Annotated in this window: 23 protein-coding genes; 11 read left to right on the top strand and 12 right to left on the bottom strand. The window is 65.7% G+C overall.

The annotated features are described in order from the left end of the window. Positions 1-28 precede the first annotated feature (28 nt). Both ACTJKX_RS16205 and ACTJKX_RS16200 read left to right on the top strand, forming a co-directional pair. The gene (locus ACTJKX_RS16205) at positions 29-667 is read left to right on the top strand and encodes a cysteine hydrolase family protein (protein ID WP_394314107.1); all 639 of its coding nucleotides are present in this window, start codon (positions 29-31) and stop codon (positions 665-667) included. Positions 668-681: 14 nt separating this feature from the next. Then, a complete protein-coding gene (locus ACTJKX_RS16200) occupies positions 682-2,016 on the top strand; it encodes a glutamine synthetase (RefSeq protein WP_440725875.1) in 1,335 nt (444 codons plus the stop codon). Between the two features lie 244 nt (positions 2,017-2,260). Here the strand turns inward: ACTJKX_RS16200 and ACTJKX_RS16195 are convergent, their stop codons facing one another. Then, entirely contained in the window at positions 2,261-2,614 is a 354-nt protein-coding gene (locus ACTJKX_RS16195; RefSeq protein WP_440725874.1) for a VOC family protein, read from the bottom strand. Between the two features lie 116 nt (positions 2,615-2,730). On the opposite strand from ACTJKX_RS16195, the gene ACTJKX_RS16190 reads away from it, so the two are divergent. The 3 genes from ACTJKX_RS16190 to ACTJKX_RS16180 are packed head-to-tail and all read left to right on the top strand — an operon-like array spanning position 2,731 to position 5,227. Beyond that, positions 2,731-3,942: a Tm-1-like ATP-binding domain-containing protein gene (locus ACTJKX_RS16190; RefSeq protein ID WP_440725873.1), complete on the top strand. Its 1,212-nt coding sequence runs from the start codon at positions 2,731-2,733 to the stop codon at positions 3,940-3,942. 1 nt (position 3,943) lies between these two features. Continuing rightward, entirely contained in the window at positions 3,944-4,780 is an 837-nt protein-coding gene (locus tag ACTJKX_RS16185; RefSeq protein ID WP_440725872.1) for a phosphoenolpyruvate hydrolase family protein, read from the top strand. A gap of 9 nt (positions 4,781-4,789) precedes the next feature. Beyond that, positions 4,790-5,227 carry an SRPBCC family protein gene (locus ACTJKX_RS16180; protein ID WP_311943822.1) on the top strand — a complete coding sequence of 146 codons (438 nt, stop codon included), beginning with the start codon at positions 4,790-4,792 and terminating at the stop codon, positions 5,225-5,227. Between the two features lie 200 nt (positions 5,228-5,427). Here ACTJKX_RS16180 and ACTJKX_RS16175 read toward each other — a convergent pair whose 3' ends face one another. The 4 genes from ACTJKX_RS16175 to modB all read right to left on the bottom strand — a co-directional run bounded on the left by ACTJKX_RS16175 (position 5,428) and on the right by modB (position 8,968). After that, the gene (locus tag ACTJKX_RS16175; RefSeq protein WP_415087320.1) at positions 5,428-7,263 is read right to left on the bottom strand and encodes an ABC transporter ATP-binding protein; all 1,836 of its coding nucleotides are present in this window, start codon (positions 7,261-7,263) and stop codon (positions 5,428-5,430) included. A 93-nt stretch (positions 7,264-7,356) separates the two neighbouring features. After that, entirely contained in the window at positions 7,357-7,899 is a 543-nt protein-coding gene (locus tag ACTJKX_RS16170) for an N-acetyltransferase family protein (protein ID WP_440725871.1), read from the bottom strand. A 54-nt stretch (positions 7,900-7,953) separates the two neighbouring features. After that, on the bottom strand, positions 7,954-8,187 hold the full coding sequence (locus tag ACTJKX_RS16165) for a DUF4287 domain-containing protein (protein WP_440725870.1): 234 nt from the start codon (positions 8,185-8,187) through the stop codon (positions 7,954-7,956). Between the two features lie 82 nt (positions 8,188-8,269). Continuing rightward, positions 8,270-8,968 (bottom strand): molybdate ABC transporter permease subunit, encoded by a 699-nt coding sequence (modB, locus tag ACTJKX_RS16160; RefSeq protein ID WP_440725869.1) that lies wholly within the window; start codon positions 8,966-8,968, stop codon positions 8,270-8,272. Between the two features lie 442 nt (positions 8,969-9,410). On the opposite strand from modB, the gene ACTJKX_RS16155 reads away from it, so the two are divergent. After that, a complete protein-coding gene (locus tag ACTJKX_RS16155) occupies positions 9,411-9,770 on the top strand; it encodes a winged helix-turn-helix domain-containing protein (RefSeq protein WP_311943815.1) in 360 nt (119 codons plus the stop codon). Positions 9,771-9,792: 22 nt separating this feature from the next. Here ACTJKX_RS16155 and ACTJKX_RS16150 read toward each other — a convergent pair whose 3' ends face one another. From ACTJKX_RS16150 to ACTJKX_RS16140, 3 genes are all read right to left on the bottom strand, one after another. Continuing rightward, the gene (locus ACTJKX_RS16150) at positions 9,793-12,651 is read right to left on the bottom strand and encodes a M16 family metallopeptidase (protein ID WP_394314124.1); all 2,859 of its coding nucleotides are present in this window, start codon (positions 12,649-12,651) and stop codon (positions 9,793-9,795) included. A gap of 195 nt (positions 12,652-12,846) precedes the next feature. Continuing rightward, entirely contained in the window at positions 12,847-13,215 is a 369-nt protein-coding gene (locus ACTJKX_RS16145; RefSeq protein WP_311943813.1) for a hypothetical protein, read from the bottom strand. Between the two features lie 173 nt (positions 13,216-13,388). Continuing rightward, the gene (locus ACTJKX_RS16140) at positions 13,389-14,753 is read right to left on the bottom strand and encodes a polyhydroxyalkanoate depolymerase (RefSeq protein WP_367625574.1); all 1,365 of its coding nucleotides are present in this window, start codon (positions 14,751-14,753) and stop codon (positions 13,389-13,391) included. Positions 14,754-14,930: 177 nt separating this feature from the next. On the opposite strand from ACTJKX_RS16140, the gene ACTJKX_RS16135 reads away from it, so the two are divergent. The 3 genes from ACTJKX_RS16135 to ACTJKX_RS16125 all read left to right on the top strand — a co-directional run bounded on the left by ACTJKX_RS16135 (position 14,931) and on the right by ACTJKX_RS16125 (position 17,432). Continuing rightward, positions 14,931-15,830, top strand: a complete 900-nt coding sequence (locus ACTJKX_RS16135; protein ID WP_440725868.1) for a sugar phosphate isomerase/epimerase family protein — start codon at positions 14,931-14,933, stop codon at positions 15,828-15,830. Positions 15,831-16,017: 187 nt separating this feature from the next. Then, positions 16,018-16,899 carry a 3-keto-5-aminohexanoate cleavage protein gene (locus tag ACTJKX_RS16130; RefSeq protein ID WP_311943808.1) on the top strand — a complete coding sequence of 294 codons (882 nt, stop codon included), beginning with the start codon at positions 16,018-16,020 and terminating at the stop codon, positions 16,897-16,899. Further along, positions 16,896-17,432 (top strand): thioesterase family protein, encoded by a 537-nt coding sequence (locus ACTJKX_RS16125; RefSeq protein ID WP_440725867.1) that lies wholly within the window; start codon positions 16,896-16,898, stop codon positions 17,430-17,432. The genes ACTJKX_RS16130 and ACTJKX_RS16125 overlap by 4 nt, the downstream gene beginning before the upstream one ends. A gap of 152 nt (positions 17,433-17,584) precedes the next feature. Here ACTJKX_RS16125 and ACTJKX_RS16120 read toward each other — a convergent pair whose 3' ends face one another. Continuing rightward, positions 17,585-18,139 (bottom strand): c-type cytochrome, encoded by a 555-nt coding sequence (locus ACTJKX_RS16120; protein ID WP_311943803.1) that lies wholly within the window; start codon positions 18,137-18,139, stop codon positions 17,585-17,587. Positions 18,140-18,354: 215 nt separating this feature from the next. Between ACTJKX_RS16120 and ACTJKX_RS16115 the strand changes: the two genes are divergently transcribed. Next, positions 18,355-19,089, top strand: coding sequence for a 3-deoxy-manno-octulosonate cytidylyltransferase (locus ACTJKX_RS16115; protein WP_440725866.1), 735 nt, complete (start codon positions 18,355-18,357; stop codon positions 19,087-19,089). 3 nt (positions 19,090-19,092) lie between these two features. After that, positions 19,093-19,956 carry a prephenate dehydratase gene (locus ACTJKX_RS16110; RefSeq protein WP_394314132.1) on the top strand — a complete coding sequence of 288 codons (864 nt, stop codon included), beginning with the start codon at positions 19,093-19,095 and terminating at the stop codon, positions 19,954-19,956. An 89-nt stretch (positions 19,957-20,045) separates the two neighbouring features. Here ACTJKX_RS16110 and nudC read toward each other — a convergent pair whose 3' ends face one another. From nudC to pyc, 3 genes are all read right to left on the bottom strand, one after another. Next, the gene (gene nudC / locus ACTJKX_RS16105; protein WP_440725865.1) at positions 20,046-21,002 is read right to left on the bottom strand and encodes an NAD(+) diphosphatase; all 957 of its coding nucleotides are present in this window, start codon (positions 21,000-21,002) and stop codon (positions 20,046-20,048) included. A 23-nt stretch (positions 21,003-21,025) separates the two neighbouring features. After that, a complete protein-coding gene (locus ACTJKX_RS16100) occupies positions 21,026-21,442 on the bottom strand; it encodes an HIT family protein (RefSeq protein WP_440725864.1) in 417 nt (138 codons plus the stop codon). Between the two features lie 306 nt (positions 21,443-21,748). Continuing rightward, complete coding sequence (gene pyc, locus ACTJKX_RS16095; protein ID WP_440725863.1) at positions 21,749-25,210, bottom strand: pyruvate carboxylase; 3,462 nt, start codon at positions 25,208-25,210, stop codon at positions 21,749-21,751. Between the last annotated feature and the right edge of the window lie 45 nt (positions 25,211-25,255).

Here is a 25,255-nt window from a genome sequence, read left to right as displayed (position 1 = left end):
AAGACAGGCCGATTGAGAGGAGCCACCCATGCCGACGTCCGCCAGCCGGGATTCCGCCTTCCTTCCGGGCAGGACCTCGATCCTGTTCGTCGATGTGCAGAAGATCTGGACCATCCCGGGCCGAGACCCAGCCCATCCCGACGCCGATCCGGACAGCTATTTCTACAAGCGCAACCGCGAGCTCGTCGTGCCCAACCAGCAGCGCCTGCTCGCCGCCGCCCGCGCCGGCGGCGCCAACGTGCTGCACACCATCATCCGCAGCCTGACCAAGGATGGCCGCGACCGCTCGCTCGACCACAAGCTGACGCCGATCCACATCGCGGTCGACGATCCCAATGGCGACGTCATCGACGAACTGCAGCCGATCGACAACGAGATCGTGCTGCCCAAATCCTCCTCCGGCGTCTTCAACTCCACCAATATCGACTATGTGCTGAGGAACCTCGACACCCACAATCTGGTGATCGCCGGCCAGCTCACCGACCAGTGCGTCGACATGGCCGTGCGTGATGGCGCAGACCGGGGCTACCTCGTCACGCTGGTGCAGGACGCCTGCAGCACCTATTCGGAGGAGCGGCACCGGGCTGCCCTCTCGGCCATGGGCGGCTATTGCTGGGTCAGCGATACCGAAGAAGTGGTCAGGCGCCTGAACGGATTGTCGGCATGAGCCAGGACCAGGGTATGAATCAGGATCTGGGCATGATCGGCGACGAACTCGTCGCCCTCCTCACCACCGACATGATCGGCCTGACGCGCGGACGCTGGATTCCGGCCGGGGCGGGAGAAGCGGCCTTGCGCAAGGGCTGCGGCTGGGTGCCGGCAAACCTCGCTTTGACGCCGTTCGATAGCATCCCGGCGGACAATCCCTGGGGATCGGCGGGCGATCTGCGCCTGATGCCGGACGAGGCCAGCCGCTTCCGGGTCTCGAGCCTGCCGGGCAAGACGCCTCTCAACGGCGTCCTGTGCGACATCACCGCGCTCGACGGCACGCCCTGGCATGGCTGCGGGCGCTCGTTCCTGAAGGCGGCGCTTGCCGATTTCGAGGCGGAAACCGGCCTCAAGGTCACGGCCGCCTTTGAAATGGAATTCCAGATCGAGGGGGCGGCCTGGGAGCATGCGCCCTCCTTCTCGCTCGCCTCGATGCGCCGGGCCGATCCCTTCGGCCCCCTGCTGATGGCTGCCCTGCGCGAAGCCGGTGTGGAGCCCGAAATGGTGCTCGCCGAATACGGCCGGGACCAGTTCGAAATCGTCTGCGGCCCGGCCGACGCCGTTGCCGCTGCCGATCGGGCCGTGGTGATCCGGGAAGTGACGCGCGAGGTCGCGCGCTGCTGCGGCCTGCGCTCGACCTTCGTGCCCAAATCCACGCCGGACGGAGTCGGCAACGGCCTCCACATCCATTTCTCGTTCCGGACGAGGGACGGGGCACCCGCCAGTTTCGATCCGGCGCGGCCGGGACGCGTCTCGGAAGCCACCGGCCAGTTCGTGGCGGGACTGGTCCGGCACATGCCCGCTTTGGTGGCGCTGACCGCCCCGAGCGTGGTGTCCTATTTCCGCCTGCGTCCCCATCACTGGAGCGCCGCCTACACGGCTTTCGGCGCCCTCAATCGCGAGGCCTCGGTGCGCATCTGCCCGACAGCGGAAACCCCCGGCGCCAACATCGCCAAGGCCTTCAATCTCGAATATCGCGCGGCCGACAACACGGCGAGCCCCTATTGGGCCCTGGGCGTGATGATCCGCGCCGGGCTGGCGGGCATCCGCGAAGGGCTGGCACAGCCGCCGCTGATCGCCAACGATCCCGACACGCTGCCGCCCTCCGAGCGCGAACGCCTCGGCCTGCGCCGCCTTCCCGAGACCCTGCCCACTGCACTTGACGCTTTCATGCGCGACTCAATCGTGCAAGACTGGTTCCATCCGGAGATCATCCAGGGCTTCCTGGCCATGAAGCGCGCCGAGATCGAGATGACGTCGGCCTGGTCGGATGCCGAAATCTGCCGCCGCTACGCCGAGGTCTATTGAGGCCATGACGGCTTTTCATAGGTTGGGAAAGATTGGGCGAGATGATCCGATGCCGAACAAGCTCGACGCAGGTGCCTCCTCGCCCCGTCCTTACGGGGAGAGGATAAAGGTGAGGGGCTAAGCAACGCCCTGTTCTGCAAACAATGTGCTGCCCCTCATCCTCACCTTCTCCCCGTAAGGACGGGGAGAAGGGTTGGCCGGCGTCGCGTTCTCCAATCCCTCGCGTCGCAATCCCGTCTCTGCCTCACCCGGCATGTGCGAGGATGTTGACGAGGCGCCCGAGCGGATCGCGCAGGAAGAAACGGCGGACGCCCCAGGGCTCGTCGGCCGGGCCATAGACGATCGCCTGGCCGGCGGCCCGAGCGCGGGCATGGACCGCGTCGACATCATCGACCTCGATCGAGAGATCCGGCACCGGCGTGCCGTTGCCACCCTCGCTGGCAAAGCTGAGCTGGGGTGTCTGCTGACCCTGGCCGGCAAAAGTGAGGATCCAGCCATGGTCCATCACCACCTCCAGCCCGAGCAGGTCCTGGTAGAAGGCACGGGCCGCCTGCGGGTCGGCGGCAGCGAGATTGGCGACGATACGCAGCACGGCCATGACGTCCTCTCCTCGGCGGCATTACCAAGACAACTTGCCGCAAGGCCCGTCTTAACGCCGCCGCCAGGACTGTGCTAGCGTCCCGCCACAATGATAAGACAATTGGGAGCGTAGGGATGGCCGGGTCGAGCGTCTATGTGGCGGGAACCTTCGATACCAAGGGTACCGAGCTCAATTTCGTGGCGGACGTCATCCGAGCCCACGGCCTCGATGTTATCAGGGTCGACCTTTCCACCGGCGGCACCGCCAGCGAGGTCGAGGTCCCGCCCGCAACCGTCGCGGCCAGCCATCCCGGCGGGGCGGAGGCCGTGTTCACCGGCGATCGGGGCTCGGCCGTCAGCGCCATGGCGCTCGCCTTTGCCCGCTTCATCGCAACCAGGGACGATGTCGCCGGCCTGATCGGCCTCGGCGGCTCGGGCGGCACCGCCCTCGTTGCCCCCGCCATGCGCGAATTGCCGGTCGGCACGCCCAAGCTGATGGTGTCCACCGTCGCTTCGGGCAATGTCGCCGCCTATGTCGGCCCGACCGACATCACCATGATGCATTCGGTCACGGACGTGGCCGGGCTCAACCGCATCTCCCGCGTGGTGATGACCAATGCCGCCAATGCCATGGCCGGCATGGCACGGGGGCGGGCCGAGGCGGCCGCCGAGGTCGACGACAAGCCGGCCGTCGGCCTTACCATGTTCGGGGTGACGACGCCCTGCGTGAACCAGCTGGTGGCCGACCTTTCCGCCGACTATGACTGCCTCGTCTTCCACGCCACCGGCATCGGCGGCCAGTCGATGGAGAAGCTGGTCGATTCCGGCCTGATCGCCGGCGTGCTCGACGTCACCACCACCGAGGTCTGCGACCTGCTGTTCGGCGGCGTGCTGGCGGCGACCGAGCACCGCTTCGGCGCCATCGCCCGCACCAAGGTGCCCTATGTCGGCTCCTGCGGCGCGCTCGACATGGTCAATTTCGGATCGCTCGACAGCGTGCCGGAGCGCTATCGCGGCCGCAACCTCTATGTCCACAACCCGCAGGTCACGCTGATGCGCACCACGGCGGCGGAGAATGCCGAAATGGGCCGCTGGATCGGCAACAAGCTCAACCAGTGCGAGGGCGAGGTGCGCTTCCTCATCCCCGAGGGCGGTGTTTCGCTCCTCGACGCGCCCGACATGCCCTTCCATGACCCGCAGGCCGACGCAGCCCTGTTCGCGGCGCTGGAGGCGACGATCCAGCAGACGCCGCAACGCCAGCTCATTCGCGTGCCGGCCGGCGTGAACGACCCAGCCTTCGTGCAGGCGCTGCTGGCGAATTTCAAAAGCATTGTTGGAGAGCATTGATATGGCTGGAAGCGAGCGCGAGAGGATTTTAGCCCGGTTTCGCGGCATGGTCGCCGAGGGACGACCGATCATCGGCGGCGGCGCCGGCACCGGCCTCTCGGCCAAATGCGAGGAAGCGGGCGGCATCGACCTCATCGTGATCTACAATTCCGGCCGCTACCGCATGGCCGGCCGCGGCTCGCTTGCCGGCCTGCTCGCCTATGGCAATGCCAACGAGATCGTGGTCGACATGGCCCGCGAGGTGCTGCCGGTGGTCAGGCACACGCCGGTGCTCGCCGGCGTCAACGGCACCGACCCCTTCTGCCAGTTCGGCCCCTTTCTCGACCAGCTCAAGGCGATGGGCTTTGCCGGCATCCAGAATTTCCCGACCGTGGGGCTGATCGACGGCAAGTTCCGGGCCAATCTGGAGGAGACCGGCATGGGCTATGGCCTGGAGGTCGATCTCATCCGCCTGGCGCGCGAGAAGGACCTGCTCACCACGCCCTATGTCTTCAATCCGGACGATGCGCGTGCCATGGCCCGGGCCGGGGCCGACATCATCGTCGCCCATATGGGCCTGACCACGGGCGGCTCGATCGGCGCGGACACCGCGCTCACCCTGGAAGGCTGCGTGGCCGAGATCAACGCCATCGCCGCCGCCGCGCGCGAGGTCTCGCCCGGGATCATCGTGCTCTGCCATGGCGGGCCGATCGCCGAACCGGAGGATGCCCGCTTCATCCTGGCGAACTGCCCGGGCTGCCACGGCTTCTACGGTGCCTCCAGCATGGAGCGCCTGCCGGTGGAAAAAGCCCTGGTCGCCCAGACCCAGGCGTTCAAGAACCTCAACATCAGCAAATAGGGGGAGACCATGGCCAAGGCCTATGCGAGCGCGGTGATCGACGCGCCGATCGAAACCGTGTGGAAGACCGTGCGCGACTTCAACGCCCTGCCGGACTGGCATCCCGCCATCGCCTCGAGCGAGATCGAGGATGGCCGCAGCGCCGATGCCGTCGGTTCCATCCGCTCCTTCCATCTCACCGATGGCGCCCATGTGCGCGAGCGCCTGCTGGCGCTCGACGATGCCGGGCACACCCTCAGCTATAATTTCGTCAAGCCGGCCTTCCCGGTCGAGAACTACGTGGCCGTCATCCGCCTGATCCCCATCACCGACGGCAACCGCACCTTCGCCGAATGGAGCGCGACCTTCGACGAGGCACCCGCCGACGCCGGCAAATATGTCGAGATCGTCTCGACCCATGTGTTTGCTGCCGGCTGGAAGGCGTTGCAGGAGAAATTGAAGGGGTAAGGGCACCCCTCATCCCCCTGCCGGGACCTTCTCCCGCAAGGGGAGAAGGGGTTTAACCGATATTAGGTCGCGTGTGCCGACCACCGTTCAAAGTGCGCAGAACTCGCAAAACTTTTCCCTTCTCCCCTTGCGGGGGTGTCGCCAACTCTCTTGAGTTGGCTAGAGGTCCCGGCAGGGGGATGAGGGGAGAATAGCGCCCCCTACTGCCCGACCACGCCCTCCGGCGCGGCCGCCATGGCGAAGGCGGCAGCGAACAGCGCCTTGGTATAGTCCTCGCGCGGGCGCTCGAAGATCTCGCTGGCCGGGCCGTGCTCGACGATCTTGCCGGCCTGCATCACCATCACCTCGTTGGCGAGCGCCCGCACCACCTTCAGATCGTGGCTGATGAAGAGATAGGCCAGTCTGTGACGCTGCTGCAGCTCGCGCAGCAGGTCGACGATCTGGGCCTGCACCGACATGTCGAGCGCCGAGGTCGGCTCGTCCAGCACCAGGAATTTCGGCTGCAGCACCATGGCGCGCGCAATGGCGATGCGCTGGCGCTGCCCGCCGGAGAATTCATGCGGATAGCGGTCCATCGCCTTGGCATCAAGGCCGACATCGGCAAGCGCCCGGGCGACCGCTTGCCGCCTCTTGGCCGGGTCCATGCCCCAGCCGAGCCGGCGCAGCCCCTCCTCGACCAATTCGATGGCCGTTTCGCCCAGGCCGAGCTGGCGCAATGCCTCGTCCAGGCTGGCGCGCCGGCCGAGCCTGGTCAGCATCGTCTCGATCCGATCGGCCAGGGCAGGGTCGAGCCCCAGCGCGGCCAGCAGCCGCTCGATGGCGGCGCGCTGCTCGGCGGGACCGAGCCGCCGCCCCAGGACCAGCAGCCCCTCCTCGACGATCTCGGCCACCGACAGGCGCGGCGACAGCGAGCCATAGGGATCCTGGAAGACGATCTGCATCTCCTTGCGCAGCGGGATCATCGCCCGCCGGTCGAGGCCCTGGATCGGCTTGCCGAGATAGGCGATCGGCCCGGTCGAGGAGATCAGCCGTAACAGGGCGAGGCCAAGCGTGGTCTTGCCCGAGCCGGATTCACCGACGACGCCGAGGGTCTGGCCTTCCTTCACCGCGAGGCTGACGCCATCCACCGCCTTGACGTGACCGACCGTGCTGCGCATCAGCCCGGCCCTGATCGGGAACCAGACCTTGAGATCGTCGGCAGAGACGATGGTGCGGGCCTCGGGATCGAAGGGCGTGGCCTTGCCCTTGGGCTCGGCCGCCAGCAGCCGCCTGGTATAGTCGCTGGTCGGATTGGCGAAGACCTGCCCCGTCGGGCCGGCATCGACGATGCGTCCCTTCAGCATCACGCAGACCCGGTCGGCGAGCTTGCGCACGATCGACAGGTCATGGGTGATGAACAGCATGGCCATGCCGGTCCTGGCCTGCATCTCCTTCAGAAGCGCGAGGATCTGGGCCTGGACGGTGACATCGAGCGCCGTGGTGGGCTCGTCCGCGATCAGCAGGTCGGGATCGTTGGCGAGCGCCATGGCGATCATCACACGCTGGCGTTGGCCGCCGGAGAGCTGGTGAGGATAGGCATCGAGGCGCTTTTCCGGTTCGCGGATGCCGACCTGGGTCAGGAGTTCCAGCGACCGCGCGCGCGCCTCCTTCTTCGACAGGCCGCGATGCACGCTGAGAATCTCGCCGACCTGCCGCTCGATGGTGTGGAGCGGGTTGAGCGAGGTCATCGGCTCCTGGAACACCATGGTGATGTCGGCGCCTCGCACGCGCTGCAGCGTCCTTTCCGGGGCACCAACTAGGTTTTCACCGCGAAACAGCACTTCGCCCGAGGGGTGGGAGGCTGCAGGATAGTTGAGCAGCTGCACGATCGACAGGGCCGTGACCGACTTGCCCGAGCCCGATTCGCCCACCAGCGCCAGGGTCTCGCCCTTGTCGAGGCTGAAGGAGACCTTGTCGACCGCCAGTTCCGGCTGTCCCTCCGTCCGGAAAGCCACGGAAAGGTCGCGAACCTGAAGAAGCGGTGCCGAAGAAGCCATCGCCAAGGCCTAGCGCAGAATCGGGGCGGATTGAATCGGATTTTGTGCTGGCGCCTTCCTGCGCCGGCATTGCGGCTGCACCGGCAATCCCGATCAGGGGTCGGCGAGATGCGCGAGATCGCGCCATCCATAGGCATCCTCGACGAGAACGAAGCGCCCCCGCCTATCTTCTTTCTCGGCGACCCATTCGCCCCCTTGGCGCTCATAGAACGAGCGGGCCGTGATATTCCCGCGCAGAACCCACAACGAGACGGCCCGGAGGCCATGGGCGTGCAGCGCCCGCGCCATTTCACGCATCAAGGCGCGGCCGATACCGCCGCGCTGATGCGACCGCAGGATGTAGATGGCGCCGATTTCCGCGTCGAAACCCTGATGCCCGAGGTCCTGGTCACGCTGCCAGCCACATGAGCCCAGGCCGACGACATCGCCACCGTCCTCAGCCACATAGACGGCGACATTGCCGACGGCAGGCGGATCAGCGAGGATCCTGGTCCACATCGTCGAACGCGCCCTCACCGACAGCTTCGCAAGCATGGCATCGGGCATCAGACCGGCATAGGTCTCCCGCCACGAAGCGACATGCAAGGCGCCGAGCTTGGCAGCATCCTGCGGATTGGCCCTACGCAGGATCGTCATGCGGTGCCCCTATTCGCGCTTCAATCATGCCGCTTATCGCATGAAGACAGCTCGTCAGTCCGCCTTGCCATCCTTGGCGAGGGCGTAGGCCACCAGGGCATTGGCGTGGCCATGGCCGAGCTTGAACTCACCCTTCAGCCAGTTGACGATTTCCATATGCTTGGTGCCGCGCTTGCCCTCGATCAACGCCAGCCAATGCGCGATCGGCTGGCCGTATGTCTTCTCGATGGAGGGAAAATAGGAAGCGGGGCCTTTGACCGGCTGCTTGTCGGGCGTTTCGAGGCTCACTTTGCGTCTCCGAAGAATCGTCCTGGCCCCTACTGGTGTCGCTTCCCGCTGTCCATTGCAAGACCGAGAGGCGGGCTCGTCCTCAGCCCTGCGCCGCCTGTCCGAGCCGCGAGCGGGCGCGCCGGGCCATCGCCTCGGAGACGATCAGCGCACCGAAGGCCATGATCACCGAGACCAGGGTCAGGCGAATCACGGTGCCCTCGCCATAGGGATCCTGCAGCGCCGTATAGATCGCGGCCGACAGGGTCTGCGTCTCGCCGGGAATGTTGGAGACGAAGGTGATGGTGGCGCCGAACTCACCCAGCGCCTTGGCGAAGGCCAGCACCATGCCGGCGATGATGCCGGGAATGGCGAGGGGCAGCGTCACGGTGAGGAAGGAAAAGAAGGGATTGGCCCCAAGCGTGCCGGCCGCCGATTCGAGCCGGGGATCCACCGCCTCGATGGCGAGGCGGATGGCGCGCACCATCAAGGGAAAGCCCATTACGGCGCAGGCAATGGCAGCCCCGGTCCAGCGGAAGGCGAAGACGATGCCGAGATGCGAAGCGAGGAAGGAACCGATCAGGCCGTTGCGTCCCAGCATCACCAGCAGGACATAGCCGGTGACCACCGGCGGCAGCACCAGCGGCAGATGGACGAGGGCGTCGAACAGCGCCTTGCCAGGAAAACGCCGGCGGGCGAGAATCCAGGCGGCGGCGACCGCGAAGGGCAGCGAAATCACGGTGGCAAGACCGGCAATCTCGAGGCTGAGCCACAGGGCCGTCCATTCTTCAGGCGAAAGCACGCCCCGCTCCTTCACCTATGCCCGACTACGCTATATTCTCCTGAATAGGGCGCTTCGCCTGCAATCGCAATCACACCCTCTGCCCTTGGAGCAAAACGCGTTGAGGTGTGAAGGCTGAATTGCTCCAATTCTTTGTTTCGACGCGCCTTTGCGATTCCGTGACTCCGTCGTAATTACGCAGGGATGAGCCACCCCTCACCCTTACCCTCTCCCCGCAAGAGGCGGGGAGAGGGTGACTTCGACCGGCCGTCTCATGCTGGAAACGCGCCATCTCGCCCGACCGTGGGGCGAGATGAAAGGCTGGAGGAGCATTCGCGACGACTGCGCCCCCTCGCCCCGCCTCTTGCGGGGCGAGGGTAAGGGTGAGGGGCTACGTGACCTCAAAGGCAAGGGGGAGCAATTACACTCCGCCAAATCGAAAAACGCTCTCAGGAGACCGATCATGTCCGGCCCGCCCGTCATCCGCCTCAAGATCGCCTTCGACGAGAACGCCCGGCTCGGCCCGGGCAAGATGGACCTGCTGGAGGCGGTGAAACGGGCCGGCTCGATCTCGGCGGCGGGCCGCGAACTCGGCATGTCCTATCGTCGGGCCTGGCTGTTGCTCGACGCGGTCAACACCATGTTCGGCCAGCCCGCCATCGAGACCTCGGCCGGCGGCAGCCATGGCGGCGGCGCGCGCCTCACCGCCTTCGGCGAAGACCTGCTGGCCGCCTATCGCTCGGTGGAGGCCGAGACCGCCAGGCTGGCCGAACGGGCCTTTGCCGACCTGGTGCCAGCCAGGAAGGAACAGGCCCGCGCCTGATCGACGTGTCTTGCCGCGAGCCTCAGCGCGCTGCGGCAACCCCGGCCGGCAGTACCGTCAGCTTCCAGACGCTGCCGGGCTTGAAATAGGTCTGGGCAAAGGCGCGGATATCCTCGGGGCCGACCTTGTCGTAGCCGTCCTGGCCGGCGCGGATCAGATCCAGGCGCCGCGGATCGGTCTGGCTGCCGCTCAACTTGCCGAGCCAATAGTCGTTTTCCTGTCGCCGGCGTCGGATCGTCTCGATCTTCGGGGCCCGGGCGCGGGCAAGTTCGTCGGCGGAGACGGGCTTGTCCGCCAGATCCGCGGCGATCTTGTCCACCAGCGCATAGAAGGAAGCGACCTTGGCCGGCGTGGTCTCGACCATGGCATAGACATAGCCGAAGCCCGGCAGGGAAGAAGACAGGTCGACCGAGCCCTGGGGAGAGTAGGTCGCTCCCTCGGCAATGCGGAACTCGTCGATCAGGCGATTGACCAGGATCGAGCTGGCGAGGTCGGCCGTGAAGCTGCGCGGGATGTCCGACAGCATGTCGCCGACCGGTATGGCCACCAGCACGGCGGCATTGTCCGGACGCCCGGAATGGGTATGAACGACCGGTTCGGCCGTGACGGCGGGAAAGGCTCCGGCCTTGTCGGCGACCGGTGCCTGCGGCGCCGGACGGGACGGCAGGGCACCGAAGGTCGCCGCGACTTCACGGATGGCATCATCCACGCCGACATCGCCGACAATGGTGATGTCGAGGGCGCCCCCGGCAAAGACCGGTGCGAACAGGTTCTGGAAATCCTCAGGTTTGGCCGCCAGCAATTGCGGACGGTCGGGGAAGATCCAGCGCGGATCGCCGGAATGGATCAGCCCCTGGAAATCCCGGCTGACCACCACGCCGGCCGTCGCCTCATATTGCGGCAGATTGGCGAGATAGAGCTGGCGGATCCGCTCGAAGACCTCCGGCCGCCAGGCAGGATCGGAGGCATAGGCGGCGAAGATCTGCAGCTGGGTGGCAAGGTCGGCCGGGCGGGTCGTGCCCTCGAACTTGAAGGCATTGTCCTCCAGCGAGAAGCCGATGCTGGCGATCTTGGGCGCCAGCACCTTCTGCATGTCGTCATAGTCGATCGCCTTCAGGCCGGAGAGTTCGACCGCCTGGGCGGTCCAGGTCGGGATCGGCCGGTCATGCGGCAGATCGAGCCGGCCGCGGCCGATATCGAGGCGGACCTGGATCTCGTCGGCCCGGAATTTGGTGGGCTTGACGGTAAGGCGGGCGCCATTGGCGAAACGCACCATGGTCGCGCCGATATCCTCGACGGTACGGCGCTCGACGATGGTGCCCGGGTTGCCGAAATTCGTGTAGGGCCAGGCCACTGCCGCGGCATCGGCCGGCGCGGTCACGACAACGGACTGCGACTGCGCATAGGCCTTCTCGACCGCGGCCGGTTCCGGCGGTTCGGCGCCCTGCAGCACCAGGCGCGGACCGCTGCCGGAGAACACGGCCTGGACAGCCTTGTCGACCTCGGCGGCGGTCAATCCCTTCACCATGCGCTCGAACAGAGCGAGATCGTCGGCCGGCGAGGTGAAGACCTTGCTTTCATCGACACTGTTGGCGAGCATCGCGGCAAGATCCGGGCTGGTGCGGGTCGCCGCACCATCGGCCAGCGATTGCAGGGCGGAACGATATTCCGCCACCTCGCGGTCAACCTCGGCCTGTTGCGCGCCGAACTGCACGAGACGGCGCTGTTCCTGGTCGAGCGCGGCCAGGCCCTTGTCCCAGGCCCCGGCCTCGACATCGGCGGACAGCAGGCTGGCGCGGGCCGATTCATAGAGGTCCTGCAAGCCGACATCGGCGGCGATGAAGGGCGGACTGGCCTTGCGCGACAGGGCCTGGAGGCGACGCTTGAGCACGGACAGGCCGACATATTCGATCGCGGTCTGCCGCCGCTTGGCATAGCTGTCGGGCGCGGCGTCGAAGGGACGGATCCAGCTGAGATAGATCTTGGTGTTGGCGCCCGGAACCTTGACGACATCGGCGCCGACGCCGCGCTTGAGCGGCTGGCCCAGATCCGGCTCGGCCACGGCAGGTCCGACCGGCTTCCAGTCCTCGAAGCGCCGGCGGATCTCCGCCTCCATGGCGGCGGGATCGATGTCGCCGACCACCAGCAAGGTCGCGCGATCCGGGCGGTAATTGGCCTGGTAATAGGCACGCAGCCGCTCGATGGGAGCGGTGCGGATGATCTCGGTCTTGCCGATCGGGGCGCGTTCCGGCACGCGCTGTCCGGCGAGCAGGACGTTGAACAGGCCCATGACGCTGCGATAGCCGGGCGTGTCGCGCAGGCGCTCCTCGGAGAGGACGACGCCGCGCTCGCGATCGAGGGCGGAGGCACTGAGCGTCAACTCGCTCGCCGTCTCGCGCATCAGCATCAGGCCGGTGGAGACGGTATCGGCATCGACCTCCGGCAGGTCGAGCGCATAGACCGTCTCATCATAGCTGGTATGGGCGTTGGTGTCGGCCCCGAAGGCCAGCCCCTTGCGCTGCAGGATGCGCACCATCTCCCCTTCCGGCACCCGGGTCGAACCCTTGAAGGCCATGTGCTCGAGCATATGGGCGAGGCCCTGCTGGTCGTCGGCCTCCTGCAGCGAGCCGGATCCGATGCGCAGCCGGATGGCGGCCTGCCCCGCCGGCGTGGTGTTGCGCATCACCGCAAAGCGCATGCCGTTGCCGAGCACGCCGAAGCGGATGCCGGCTTCCGGCTTGAGGTCGCTGTCGGCCTGCGGCCAGGCGGTGACCTTGGTCGCGGTTTCAGCTTGGGCGGAAAAAGGAGCGACGGACAGGCAAAGCAGGGCCGCCGCGATCAGGCGATGGGCAAGCCGCAGGCGCAAGATGGAATGGGACAAGCAGGATCTCTATGGGAGAGGAACAGATTTTGCCCGCGCACCATAGAGCAAAACGCGTTTGGACGGAAACGCTTGTTTGCTCTAACTCCTTGTTTCGACGCGTCTTTGCGATTCTTGGCGTAATCGCAAAACGCTTTAGCATCATTCCCCAAGGTTGCGGCAACTCGCCGGCCCGGAGCGACAGATCCGTCGATGCTACTGCCGGCGAGGCGGATATTTCGTCAGGCAGACATGCTTGGCGATCTTGTTCCGGGGTATGACCACCGCCGGCGTGGTGCCGGAGGGTTCGCCTTCGTCGGCATCCAGGGCATCCTTGAAGAAGCCGCTGTCATAACGCGTGGTGCATTCGTCATATTTATTGCAGACGGCGAGCTTGGTGCAGACGATCGCCCCGCCCTGCTCGTAGATGTAGTAGGTGGCGCTGGAATAAGGCGGGCGGGCATAGCGCTCGGTGCGAATGGTGATGTCGCCTCCGCCCTTGATGTAGTCCTGCGCCAGGGCGCCCGGCATGGCGCCAACGAGGCAAGGCAGGACAATCAGGACAAAGCCCATCAGTTTGCGCATGGGATCAACCGCCTCGCGTTTCGACCGTCTCCACCCCTATGCGGCCTCGGCGGACAGCCGTCAACGGACCGGTACGCCGGCATGAAAGCCCCAAAAGTGCCGTCGGCTTCGCCATTGCGGCCATGCCCGGGACAAGTCCGGGCATGGCAAAGCAGCGCTTCAATCGAGCCCGGTCAGACCGAGACCGGCCGCACCGGGCCCTTGCCGCGCTTTGAATCCAGCGGGATCGGATCGTTGGTGCCGCGGCTCGTCGGCTTGGTCGGCGCCAGATTGGAGCGAATGAAGTCGGAAATGCGCGGCGCGATCTCGGCGCGGAAGCGCGAGCCGTTGAAGACGCCGTAATGGCCGACGCCCAGCTGGGTATAATGGGCCCGCTTGTCGGCCGGCAGGTTCACGCACAAGCCATGGGCCGCATGGGTCTGGCCGTGGCCGGTGATATCGTCGTTCTCGCCCTCGATGGTGAAGAGCGCGGTGTTGCGGATGGCGCCCGGATCGACAGGCTTGCCGCGATGGGTCATCTCGCCCTTGGCGAGGGCGTATTTGACGAACACGGTGTCGACCGTCTGCAGGTAGAATTCTGCCGTCAGGTCCATCACTGAGAGATATTCGTCATAGAATTCGCGATGCTTCTGGGCACTGTCGCCATCGCCGCGCACCAGATCGAAATAGAGCGTCTTATGGGCGTCGAAATGGCGGCTCAGATTCATCGTCATGAAGCCGGTCAACTGCAGGAAACCGGGATAGACGTCACGCATGAAGCCGGGATTGGGGAACGGCACCTTGGTGATGACGTTCGACCGGAACCAGTCGACACCCTTCTCGACGGCGACGTCGTTGACCTTGGTCGGCGAGAGGCGGGTATCGATCGGGCCGCCCATCAGCGTCATGGTCAGCGGTGCATAGGGGTCGTTTTCCGCTTCCATGCGGGAAACGGCCGCCATCACCGGCACCGAAGGCTGGCAGACGCCGATCACATGGGTATCGGGGCCGAGCACATGCAGCATCGAGATGATGTAGTCGATATAGTCGTCGAGATCGAAGCGTCCTTCCGATACCGGCACCAGGCGGGCGTCGGTCCAGTCGGTGATGTAGACTTCGTGATTGGGCAGGAAGGCCTCGACCGTGCCGCGCAGCAGCGTGGCGTAATGGCCCGACATCGGCGCCACGATCAGAAGCTTGGGGTCCGGACGGTGATTGCCGCGAATGGCGCGGGAAAAACGCAGGAGATTGCAGAAGGGCCGGCGCCAGACGACTTCCTCGTGCACGGCGACACGCTCGCCGCCGACCAGCACGTCCTTGATGCCGAATTCAGGCTTGCCGTAACGGCGTGTAACGCGCTCGAAGACCTCGCAGGCCGCCGCAACCGACTTGCCCCAGGTGGTCATAGAAAAAGGATTGCCGGGATTTTCAAAAAACGCCCGAGTCGCATCGGAAAAGGCTCTAGTCGGGCCAAGCGCCGCATGAGTCGCTTCGTAGATGGTGTAGACGGGCGCGGAAATCGCGCCCAACCCCATCATGCCCTTAAGTTCTTCAAACATAGCACCACCAAACTACAGATTGCAGGTCCGTCGCTGAATGCTCGTCACGGATTTGTCATAGCAGGATTATTGCGACGCAACAAATATTCCGGAGTGTAGAAGCGATATCGTCAACAATCTGATACCGGCAGCGGGCAGGAAGCCTATGCTGCTCCGACACGACCAAGGGAGTTCGAAATGCCCACCCAACCCGCCCTCGGCCTGACCTCGCGCGAGGGCCAGCCGGATCTGTCCGACCTCGCCGCCAGGCTCGATGAGGTTGCCGATCTCGGCCTCGCCTTTGTCGAACTACCCGCTTACCACTACGATCTCGTGCTCGCCGGGCGCCCGATGGCCTCGCGCGTCGCCGAATTCGAAGCCATATGCCGAGACCGCCCCTTCGGCTTCACCGTGCATGGCCCGCTGCCGATCAATTTCATGGCCCCGCCGGCGCTGCTGCCGCGCTTCCTGGAAACCACCGAGGCCTTCATCGAAATCGCGGCCCGCATCGGGGCGCCTCACCTCGTCATCCATGCCGGCATGATGCAGGCCGACGAGCGCCACGACGCCGAGAATGCGGCCGCCCGCCAGCGTGACTATCTCAGCCGGGCCGGCGATGTCGCGGCCGCGCATAATGTCGTTCTCTGCGTCGAGAACCTGTTCGATTTCGGCCCCTATGCAGCGACGCCGAGCATTGCGCGCCTGGCCGAGGAACTCGCTCTGATCGACCACCCGCAGGTCCGGGCCACGTTCGACTTCAGCCACGGCCTCATCCATGCCAGCCAGTATGGCTATGACTTCCTGGAGGAAGCCAAGGCGCTGGCGCCCTTCGCCAAGCACCTGCATCTGCACGATTCCTTCGGCCAGCCCGACCTGCCCTGGGTCTATGACAGCGCCGAGGCCAATGCCTTCGGCCTCGGCGACCTGCATCTGCCGCTGGGTTGGGGCAGCCTGCCCTGGGACGCCCTGGCCGAGCACTGTGCCTTTCCTGCCGAAATCATCGCCATCCACGAACTCAACGAGCGTTTCTGGCGGGACCGGCGCGAGGCGCTCGACAATGCCAGGGGCTTTGTAGAACGCCTGCGGACAGTGGGGTGATCTCTTCCTGGGACCGCCGGTATCCTGCCGGCTCTCCATCTCTGGACACGCGGCGTTTCCAAGAGCCGGCAGGATGCCGGCGGTCCCAGAGGCGCCCTGCCTGTCGCATTCTGCACCATGCCTGTCGCGACAGGTCACGTGCGTAGACGGGGCTGGCCTAACATCGCCTCTCCAGGGAGGAAGCACCGTGAATACCGACGTCATCATATCCTGCGCGATCACCGGAGCCGGCGACACCGTCGGCAAGCACCCGGCCATCCCGGTCACGCCCAAGCAGATTGCCGATTCCGCCATCGAGGCGGCCAAGGCGGGCGCCGCCATCGCCCATCTGCATGTCCGCGATGTTGACACCGGTAAGGCCGGGCGCAAGCTCGAACATTATCGCGAGGCCGTCGAGCGCATCCGCGATTCGGGTGTTGACGTGGTGATCAACCTCACCGCCGGCATGGGCGGCGACTTCTTCTTCGATCCGGCCAATCCGCGCACCGGCGGCGCCGGCACCGACATCGCCAATGCGGCCGAGCGCGTCGCCCATGTCGAGGAACTCAGGCCCGAGATCTGCACGCTGGATTGCGGCTCGGTGAATTTCGGCGATGGCCTGTTCATGGCCACCGGCGAGACGCTGCGCGAAATGGCCGAACGCATCCAGGCCGTCGGCGTAAAGCCCGAAATCGAGTGCTTCGAACTCGGCCATATCTGGCAGGCCAAGGACCTGATCAAGCGCGGCCTGATCGATGCCCCGCCGATGTTCCAGCTCTGCCTCGGCATTCCCTGGGGCGCGGAAGCCACCACCGAGACCATGGTCGCGATGCGCAACCACCTGCCGCCGGGCGCCAACTGGGCCGCCTTCGCCATCGGCCGCATGCAGATGCCCTTCGTGGCCCAGTCCATGCTGCTGGGCGGCAATGTCCGCGTCGGCCTGGAGGACAATATCTGGCTCGACCGCGGCGTGCACGCGACCAACCAGTCGCTCACGGCCCGGGCCAAGGAAGTCATCGAGCGCCTGGGCGGACGAGCGCTTACCCCAGCGGAAGCACGCGACAAGCTCGGCCTCAAGAAGCAGAAATGAGCCGGGTCACCACCCCCAACGAGGGCAGGCCCTTCGAGGGCTGGGATCGGGCCAAGCCGATCCCGGCCCCTCTGGCCTTGCACCGCACGCCGGTGGTCGAGGCCTGGACCGACTATAACGACCACATGACCGAGAGCGCCTTCCTGCTGGTGTTCGGGGATTCCTCGGACGCCTTTTTCCGCATGATCGGCGTCGACGAGGCCTACCGTGCCGCAGGCTCCTCGATCTACACCATGGAAACGCGGATCCGGAACCTGCGCGAGGCCCATATCGGCGATCCCCTGGCGCTGACGCTGCAGCTCATCGACCACGACGCCAAGCGCCTGCATATCTTTCATGCCATGACCAACGAGGCCAGCGGCGAGGTGCTCGCCACTGCCGAGCAGATCCTGGTGCATGTCGACATGCAGGCCGGACGCTCCTCGCCCTTCCCGCCCGAAATCGTCGAGCGGATCGAGGCGATCGCCAAGGCCCATGCCGACCTGCCGGTGCAAGCCACCGTGGGCGTACCGCTGGGCATCCGGCGGAAATAGGGGCTGCACGCCCATCCCAGCAAGACGCGACCCGCCTTCTCCCCTTGCGGGAGAAGGCTGATCGCGGCTCATTCGGAGAGATCGAGATCACATCACAGCAAAAAGCCGGGCACAGAGCCCGGCTTCGGTATTTCTGGCAGGAGCGCCGCTGCTTACTTCGGCAGATCGATCGGCTTGTCGCTCTTGGAATTGAGATAAGCCAGGATGTCGGCGCGATCCTGCGGCTTGGGCAGGCCGGCGAAGGACATCTTGGTGCCCTTGGCGAAGGCCTGCGGGCTCTTGATGAAGTGGTAGAAATCGTCGGGCGTCCAGGTCTCGCCCTTGTCGTGCAGCGCCTTAATGGCATCGGAATAGGCGAAGTCCGACTTATGGCCCTTCGGGCCGCCGATCACGCCGAACAGGTTCGGGCCCACGCCGTTCTTGCCGCTCTGGTCGTCGGTGTGGCAAGCAGCGCATTTCTTGAAGATGGCGGCGCCCTTTTCAACCGAAGCCTTGGCGACCAGCTCGGCCAGCGGCGGATCCTGGGAGGCGGCAGGCGCCTCGGCCGTGGCGGCAGGCGCGGCGTCGGCGAGTTCGTAGCCAGCCTTCTCCGGTTTTTCCTGCTTGAAAATCTCCTCGGCGACGATGCTGAGTCCCAAGGTCAGCATCAGCGTGCCCAGGACTGCGCCGGCAATCTTGTTCAGTTCAAACGATGACGACGAACTCATCCCCGGCTCCGACTCGAGATCAATCTGACGAAAGGCACAAGATGCCCCCGCACCTATAGCCTCAAACACAAACTCCGGTAGCCGCTCTGTCAAGCGGCAAACCGCATGGGACCCTCTATCCGGTTTGACCGGTAGTTTGCAACTCGTATAAATCGCGCGCGCTTGCTACTTTTCGCCGCCCCGCTCCGGAAGCGGCTGTTCAGAGGCTGTTGTCCTTGTCCCATCCCCTCATCCTGATCCCCGCTCGCATGGCCTCGACCCGCCTGCCGGGCAAACCGCTCGCCCCGATCGCAGGCGAAGCGATGATCGTGCATGTCTGGCGCCGGGCCTGCGAATCGCGCCTGGGCCGGGCGGTGGTCGCCACCGATACGGCCGAGGTGGCCGAGGCGATCCGCGCCGCCGGCGGCGAAGCGGTGATGACGCGGCCCGACCATCCCACCGGCTCCGATCGCATTTACGAGGCTTTGAGCGCCATCGACCCCGAGGGCCGGCACGACACCATCATCAATGTCCAGGGCGACCTGCCGACCATCGAGCCGGAGACCATTCGCGCCGTGTTCGGCCCGCTCTCCAACGAGGCTGTGGATATCGCCACCCTCGCCGCGGTGATCACGCGCGAGGAGGAGAAGACCAATTCCAGCGTGGTGAAGGTGGTGGGCACGCCGATCGAGCCCGGCGTGCTACGGGCGCTGTATTTTACCCGTGCCACCGCGCCCTGGGGCGAGGGCGAGCTCTTTCACCACATCGGCCTCTACGCCTATCGCCGGGCCGCGCTGGAGCGTTTCGTCACCCTGCCTCCTGCCTCCCTGGAGCAGCGCGAGCGCCTCGAACAGCTGCGGGCCTTGGAAGCGGGCATGCGCATCGATGTTGCGGTCGTCCCTGCCGTGCCGCTAGGTGTGGACACTCAGGAAGACCTCGATCGCGCCCGCCAAATTCTCGAAAGAACCTAGCGTATGACTGAGTCCAAGCTGAAAGTTTCGTTCCAGGGCGAGCCCGGGGCCAATTCCCATATCGCCTGCAACAATGTCTATCCCGATGCGGAGGCGTTGCCCTGCCCGACCTTCGAGGACGCCTTCAATGCGGTATCCTCCGGGGAAGCGGACCTCGCCATGATCCCGATCGAGAACTCGGTGGCCGGGCGCGTCGCCGACATCCACCATCTCCTGCCGACCTCGGACCTGCATATCATCGGCGAATATTTCCTGCCGATCCACCACCAGCTCATGGCCGTCCCGGGTGCGAGCCTCAAGACCATCCGCACGGTGCACAGCCATCCCCAGGCCCTCGGCCAGTGCCGCATCACCATGCGCGGGCTCGGCCTCACGCCGGTGACCGAAAGCGACACCGCCGGCGCCGCCCGGCTGGTGCGCGACTGGCAGGACCCGGGCAAGGCCGCCCTCGCCTCCACTTTGGCCGCGGAGATCTACGGCCTCGATATCCTCAAGCCCGATGTCGAGGACGAGCCCTACAACACCACCCGCTTCGTGGTGCTGTCGCGCGAGCCCGACTGGGTGCCGGTCGGCCAGGGGCCGACGGTGACCTCGCTGATCTTCACGGTGCGCAACCTGCCGGCCGCGCTCTACAAAGCGATGGGCGGCTTCGCCACCAACGGCATCAACATGACCAAGCTGGAGAGCTACATGGTCGGCGGGCATTTCTCCGCCACCCAGTTCTATGCCGAGGTCGACGGCCATCCCGAGGAGAAGAACCTCAAGCGCGCCTTGGAGGAACTCGGCTTCTTCTCGACCAAGATGCGCATCTTCGGTGTGTTTCCGGCCGATCCGGCCCGCGACGACCACGCCCCGCCGGCAGAGTAATATCCCTGGGACCGCCGGCTTCCAGCCGACTCTTCTCATAACGCGCATCGCTTCCAAGAGCCGGCTGGAAGCCGGCGGTCCCAGGATTTCTACGGCACCACGGCGCCGCCCTTCTCCGCGAATTCCTTCAGGAGGTGATGGGCGATCGCCATCGGCTTGGGGGCGTTGAAGCCGGCGGGATGCTCGTCGAGCAGCATTTGCACCACCTCCTCGCGCGTGAACCAGCGCGCATCCTCCAGTTCCTTGATATCGACATTGATGTCGCGGCCGGTGGCGCGGGCAAAGCAGCCCACCATCAGCGAGGAGGGGAAGGGCCAGGGCTGGGAGGCGAAATAACACACATGCGAGCAGGCGATGCCGGATTCCTCCAGGATCTCCCGGCGCACCGCGTCCTCGATGGTCTCGCCCGGCTCCAGGAAGCCGGCCAGCGCCGAATACATCTTCTCGGGAAAGCGGGTCTGCCGGCCCATCAGGCAGCGCTCGCCATCGATGGCCAGCATGATCACCACCGGGTCGACGCGGGGAAAATGCTGGGTGTTGCAATTGGCGCAATCGCGCCGCCAGCCGCTGGCGGTGATCCGGGTCTCCTGGCCGCAATTGGCGCAGAAGCGATGGCGCTGGTGCCAGTCCAGCACTTCCTTCGCGGTGGAGAGCTCTCCGAGGATCTCGGGCGCCACCAGCCCGCGCATGGCGAGGGAGCGCAGATCCATCGCCTCCACGTCCGGGCGCCAGGCAAGATCGTCGATCAGCCCCTTGTCGAAAGCCCGGGCGAAGACGGCGCTGCCATCCGGCTGCAGACCCAGGAATATGATTTGCCGACTATCTTTGAAGGACTCGATCTCCTCGCGATCGAACAGGGCCTCGTGGGCGCCGTCGCGGATGCGCAGGAGCGGGATGTCACCGGAAAAGGCGAAGAAGCGGCAGGACGAGTGTGCCAGCTTGTCGGCAATGAAAGCTTCGTCCTCGCGCTGGCCGGAGGCGCGATCGAGCGGATTGAGCGAATAGGCGATGGCGGCGGAACGGTCGAACAGGGTATGCAGGCTCATGGCAATGTCTTCCGGCAAGATCTTCATGAAATCGGGAGCAATGTACGAAGCTGGCTAATCAAATCGGCGGCGACAGCCTCGGCATAGGGCCGGGCCGGCACCTGGCCCCAGATGGGTTTCGGCCAGGCGGGATCGCCTTTGAAGCGTGCGATGACGTGGACATGGAGCTGCGGCACCATGTTGCCGAGAGCCGCGACATTGAGCTTGTCGCAGCCCGTGAGAGTCTTCAAGGCCTGCGAAACCGCGGCGATCTCCTGCATGAGTACCCCCCTGTCCGCCTCGTCAAGCTCGATGATCTCACTGATGTCGGCCCGTTTGGGGATGAGGATCAGCCAGGGAAAGCCGGCATCGTTGGACAGGCGCAGATGCGAGAGGGCGAGGTCGCCGATGGGAAGGGAGTCCCCGGCGAGCTGGGGATGCAGGGTGAAGGCGGGGGGCATGGCGATTCGCGCAATGGGAGGACTTGTCCGCCATTTCTATCCCCAGAGCATGGCGGTTCCAAGGGCGGACGAGATGCTTATCGGCACCAGAAGTAAGGGGTGGGCGAGATGACACAGGTAAGAATAAGGCACAACACTTGCGCCCCCTCTCCCCGTTCTTACGGGGAGAGGATGGAGGTGAGGGGCTAAGCCATGCGATCAATTTGCAACGGCGAGCCGCCCCTCATCCTTACCTTCTCCCCGTAAGAACGGGACGAAGGAACGGCTGGCGTCGCGTCCAACAACTCATGGCCGTTTGGCCCGCTCTTACCCCATCACCATCAACAGGTCCTTGGCATCGATCTGGGCACCCGGAGAGACCAGTATTTCGGCGATCTTGCCGTCCTGGGGCGCATGGAGCGCCGTCTCCATCTTCATCGCCTCGATGGTCAGGAGCACGTCGCCGGCCTTCACCGCCTGCCCCGGCTTCACCGCCACGGTGGAAATGGCGCCCGGCATCGGTGCCGCGATATGGGCCTCGTTGCCGTCCTCGGCCTTGCGGCGCGCCTTGACGCTGCCCGCCGCCAGGCGATTGGGCACCCGGATGATGCGCGGCTGGCCGTTGAGCTCGAAGAAGACGCGGATCTGGCCCTCCTCGTCGGTCTCGCCCATCGTCTGCAGGCGAATCACCAAGGCCTTGCCGCGCTCGATCTCGATGGTGAGCTCGTCGCCCGGCACCATGCCGTAGAAATAGGTCGCCGTCGGCAGCACCGAGACCGGCCCGTATTTGCGGGCGGTGACGGCATAGTCGGTGAAGACCTTGGGATACATCAGGTAGGAGGAGATCTCGTTGCCCTCGACGGCGCGGCCGATCTTCTTCTCCGCCTCCGCCTTCAGCGCCGGAATGTCGGCCGGCAGCAGCAGCGAGCCGGGGCGCACGGCGATCGGCGCGCCCTCCTTGAGGATCTTCTTCTGCAAAGCGGCCGGCCAGCCGCCTTCGGGCTGGCCGAGATCGCCGCGCATCATCTCGACGACGGAGGCCGGGAAGGCCACCTCGCGGGCGGGATCGGCGACATCCTCGGGGGTGAGGCCCTGCGCCACCATCATCAGCGCCATGTCGCCGACCACCTTGGAGGACGGCGTCACCTTGACGATGTCGCCGAACAGATCATTGGCGGCGCGATAGGCCTTGGCCACCTCGTGCCAGCGCGTCTCCAGGCCGAGCGAGCGCGCCTGCTCCTTGAGATTGGTGAACTGGCCGCCCGGCATTTCGTGCAGATAGACCTCGGAGGCGCCGGCCTTCAGGTCGCTCTCGAAGGCGGTGTATTGCGTGCGCACCGCCTCCCAGTAGAAGGAGATCTGGCGGATCGCCTCCGGGTCGAGGCCGGGGTCGCGCTCGGAATGGCGGAGCGCCTCGACGATGGAACCGAGGCAGGCCTGCGACGTCGTGCCCGACATCGCATCCATGGCGGCGTCGACCGCATCAACGCCGGCCTCGATCGCTGCCAGCACCGTGGCGCCGGCAATGCCGGAGGTGTCGTGGGTGTGCAGGTGGATCGGCAGGCCGATCTCCTGCTTGAGTTCGCTCACCAGCTTGCGCGCCTGGGCCGGCTTGAGCAGGCCGGCCATGTCCTTGATCGCCAGGATGTGGCAGCCGGCCTTTTCGAGCTCGCGCGCCATGCGGACGTAATAGGCCAGGTCATATTTCGAGCGCGAAGCATCGAAGAGATCGGCCGTGTAGCAGATCGCGCCTTCGGCGAGCTTGCCCGCCTCCAGCACGGCATCGATCGACACCCGCATGTTCTCGACCCAGTTCAGGCAGTCGAAGATGCGGAAGAGATCCATGCCGGCATCGGCGGCCTGCTTGACGAAGAGGCGCACGACATTGTCGGGATAGTTGGTGTAGCCGACGCCATTGGCCCCGCGCAGCAGCATCTGGGTGAGGATGTTCGGTGCGCGCTCGCGGATCAAAGCGAGGCGCTCCCAGGGATCCTCGGTGAGGAAGCGCATGGCGACGTCGAAGGTGGCGCCGCCCCAGCATTCGAGCGAGAGCAGCTGCGGCAGGCCGCTGGCATAGGCCGAGGCGACACCGGCGATGTCATAGGTGCGCATGCGCGTCGCCAGCAGCGACTGGTGGGCATCGCGCATGGTGGTGTCGGTGACGAGGACGCGCTTTTCCTCCTTCATCCAGCTCGCGAACTTCTCGGGCCCCAGCGTGTCGAGCAGTTGCTTGGTGCCGGAGACGGGCCTCACCTTGAATTCCGGCGCATGCGGCGTACGCGCCTCGGCCGGCGGCCTGGCCCGGCCGCGCGCCTCGGGGTGGCCATTGACGGTGACGTCGGCGATATAGGTCAGGAGCTTGGTGGCGCGGTCGCGGCGCTTGGCGAACTGGAACAGTTCGGGCGTCTCGTCGATGAAGCGCGTGGTGTACTGGTTGGAGCGGAACTTCTCATGTGCCAGCACTGCCTCCAGGAAGGGCAGGTTGGTGGCGACGCCGCGGATGCGATATTCGCGCAGGGCCCGGGTCATGCGGGCGATGGCTTCCTGCGGGGTAGAGGCCCAGGCCGTGACCTTTTCGAGCAGCGGATCGTACCAGCGCGTCACCACCGCGCCGGAATAGGCGGTGCCGCCGTCGATGCGGATGCCGAAACCCATGGCGCCGCGATAGGCGGTGATACGGCCATAGTCCGGGATGAAATTGTTCTCGGGATTCTCCGTGGTCAGCCGGCACTGCAGTGCGTGCCCGCGCATGAAGATGTCGGCCTGGGCGGGGATGCCGGTCTCCAGCTCGCCATCGGCGCCGATGACGCCGATGCGCCCCCCCTCGGCGATGCGGATCTGCGCCTTGACGATGTCGAGATCGGTGACGACCTCGGTAACCGTGTGCTCGACCTGGACGCGCGGATTGACCTCGATGAAGTAGAACTTGCCGGTATCGGCATCCATCAGGAACTCGACGGTGCCGGCGCCGGCATAATCGGTGCCGCGGCCGATCTTGAGCGCCGCCTCGCACAGGCCCTGGCGGGTCTCCTCGTCGAGATAGGGCGCGGGCGCGCGCTCGATCACCTTCTGGTTGCGGCGCTGGATCGAGCAGTCGCGCTCGAACAGATGCACCAACGTGCCATTGCCGTCGCCGAGGATCTGCACCTCGACGTGGCGGGCGCGGCGCACCAGCTTTTCGAGATAGACCTCGTCCTTGCCGAAGGCGGCCTTGGCCTCGCGCTTGGCGGTGAAGACGGCGTCGAGCAGCTTGTCCTCGCTCTCGATCGGACGCATGCCGCGCCCGCCGCCGCCCCAGGAGGCCTTGAGCATCACCGGATAGCCGACGGCTTGCGCCGCTGCCTTGATCGCTTCGGGATCGTCGGGGAGCGGGTCGGTCGCCGGCATCACGGGAACGCCGACCGAGATGGCGAGGTTGCGCGCATCGACCTTGTTGCCGAGCGTGCGCAGCGTCTTGGGGCTGGGCCCGATGAAGACGATGCCGGCGGCGGCGCAGGCCTCGGCGAATTCCGGGCTCTCGGACAGGAGGCCATAGCCGGGATGGATGGCATCGGCCCTGGCTTCCTTGGCGACGCGGATCACCTCGTCGATGGAAAGATAGGCCTCCACGGGGCCCTTCCCCCTGCCGATCTGGTAGGCTTCGTCCGCCTTGAAGCGGTGCAGCGAAAGTTTGTCCTCCTCCGCATAGACGGCAATGGTGGAGATGCCGAGTTCCGTGGCGGCCCGGAACACGCGGATGGCGATCTCGGAACGATTGGCGACGAGCAGGCGGCGGAAGGAAGGTCGCATGAGCACTCGCGGTCTGGAGGGGGGGGGTGGGGAATTTATGTTGCA

It is taken from the genome of Labrys sp. 22185, assembly GCF_052045555.1.
Taxonomy (GTDB): domain Bacteria; phylum Pseudomonadota; class Alphaproteobacteria; order Rhizobiales; family Labraceae; genus Labrys; species Labrys neptuniae.
This window is presented reverse-complemented; position numbering and strand designations above follow the sequence as displayed.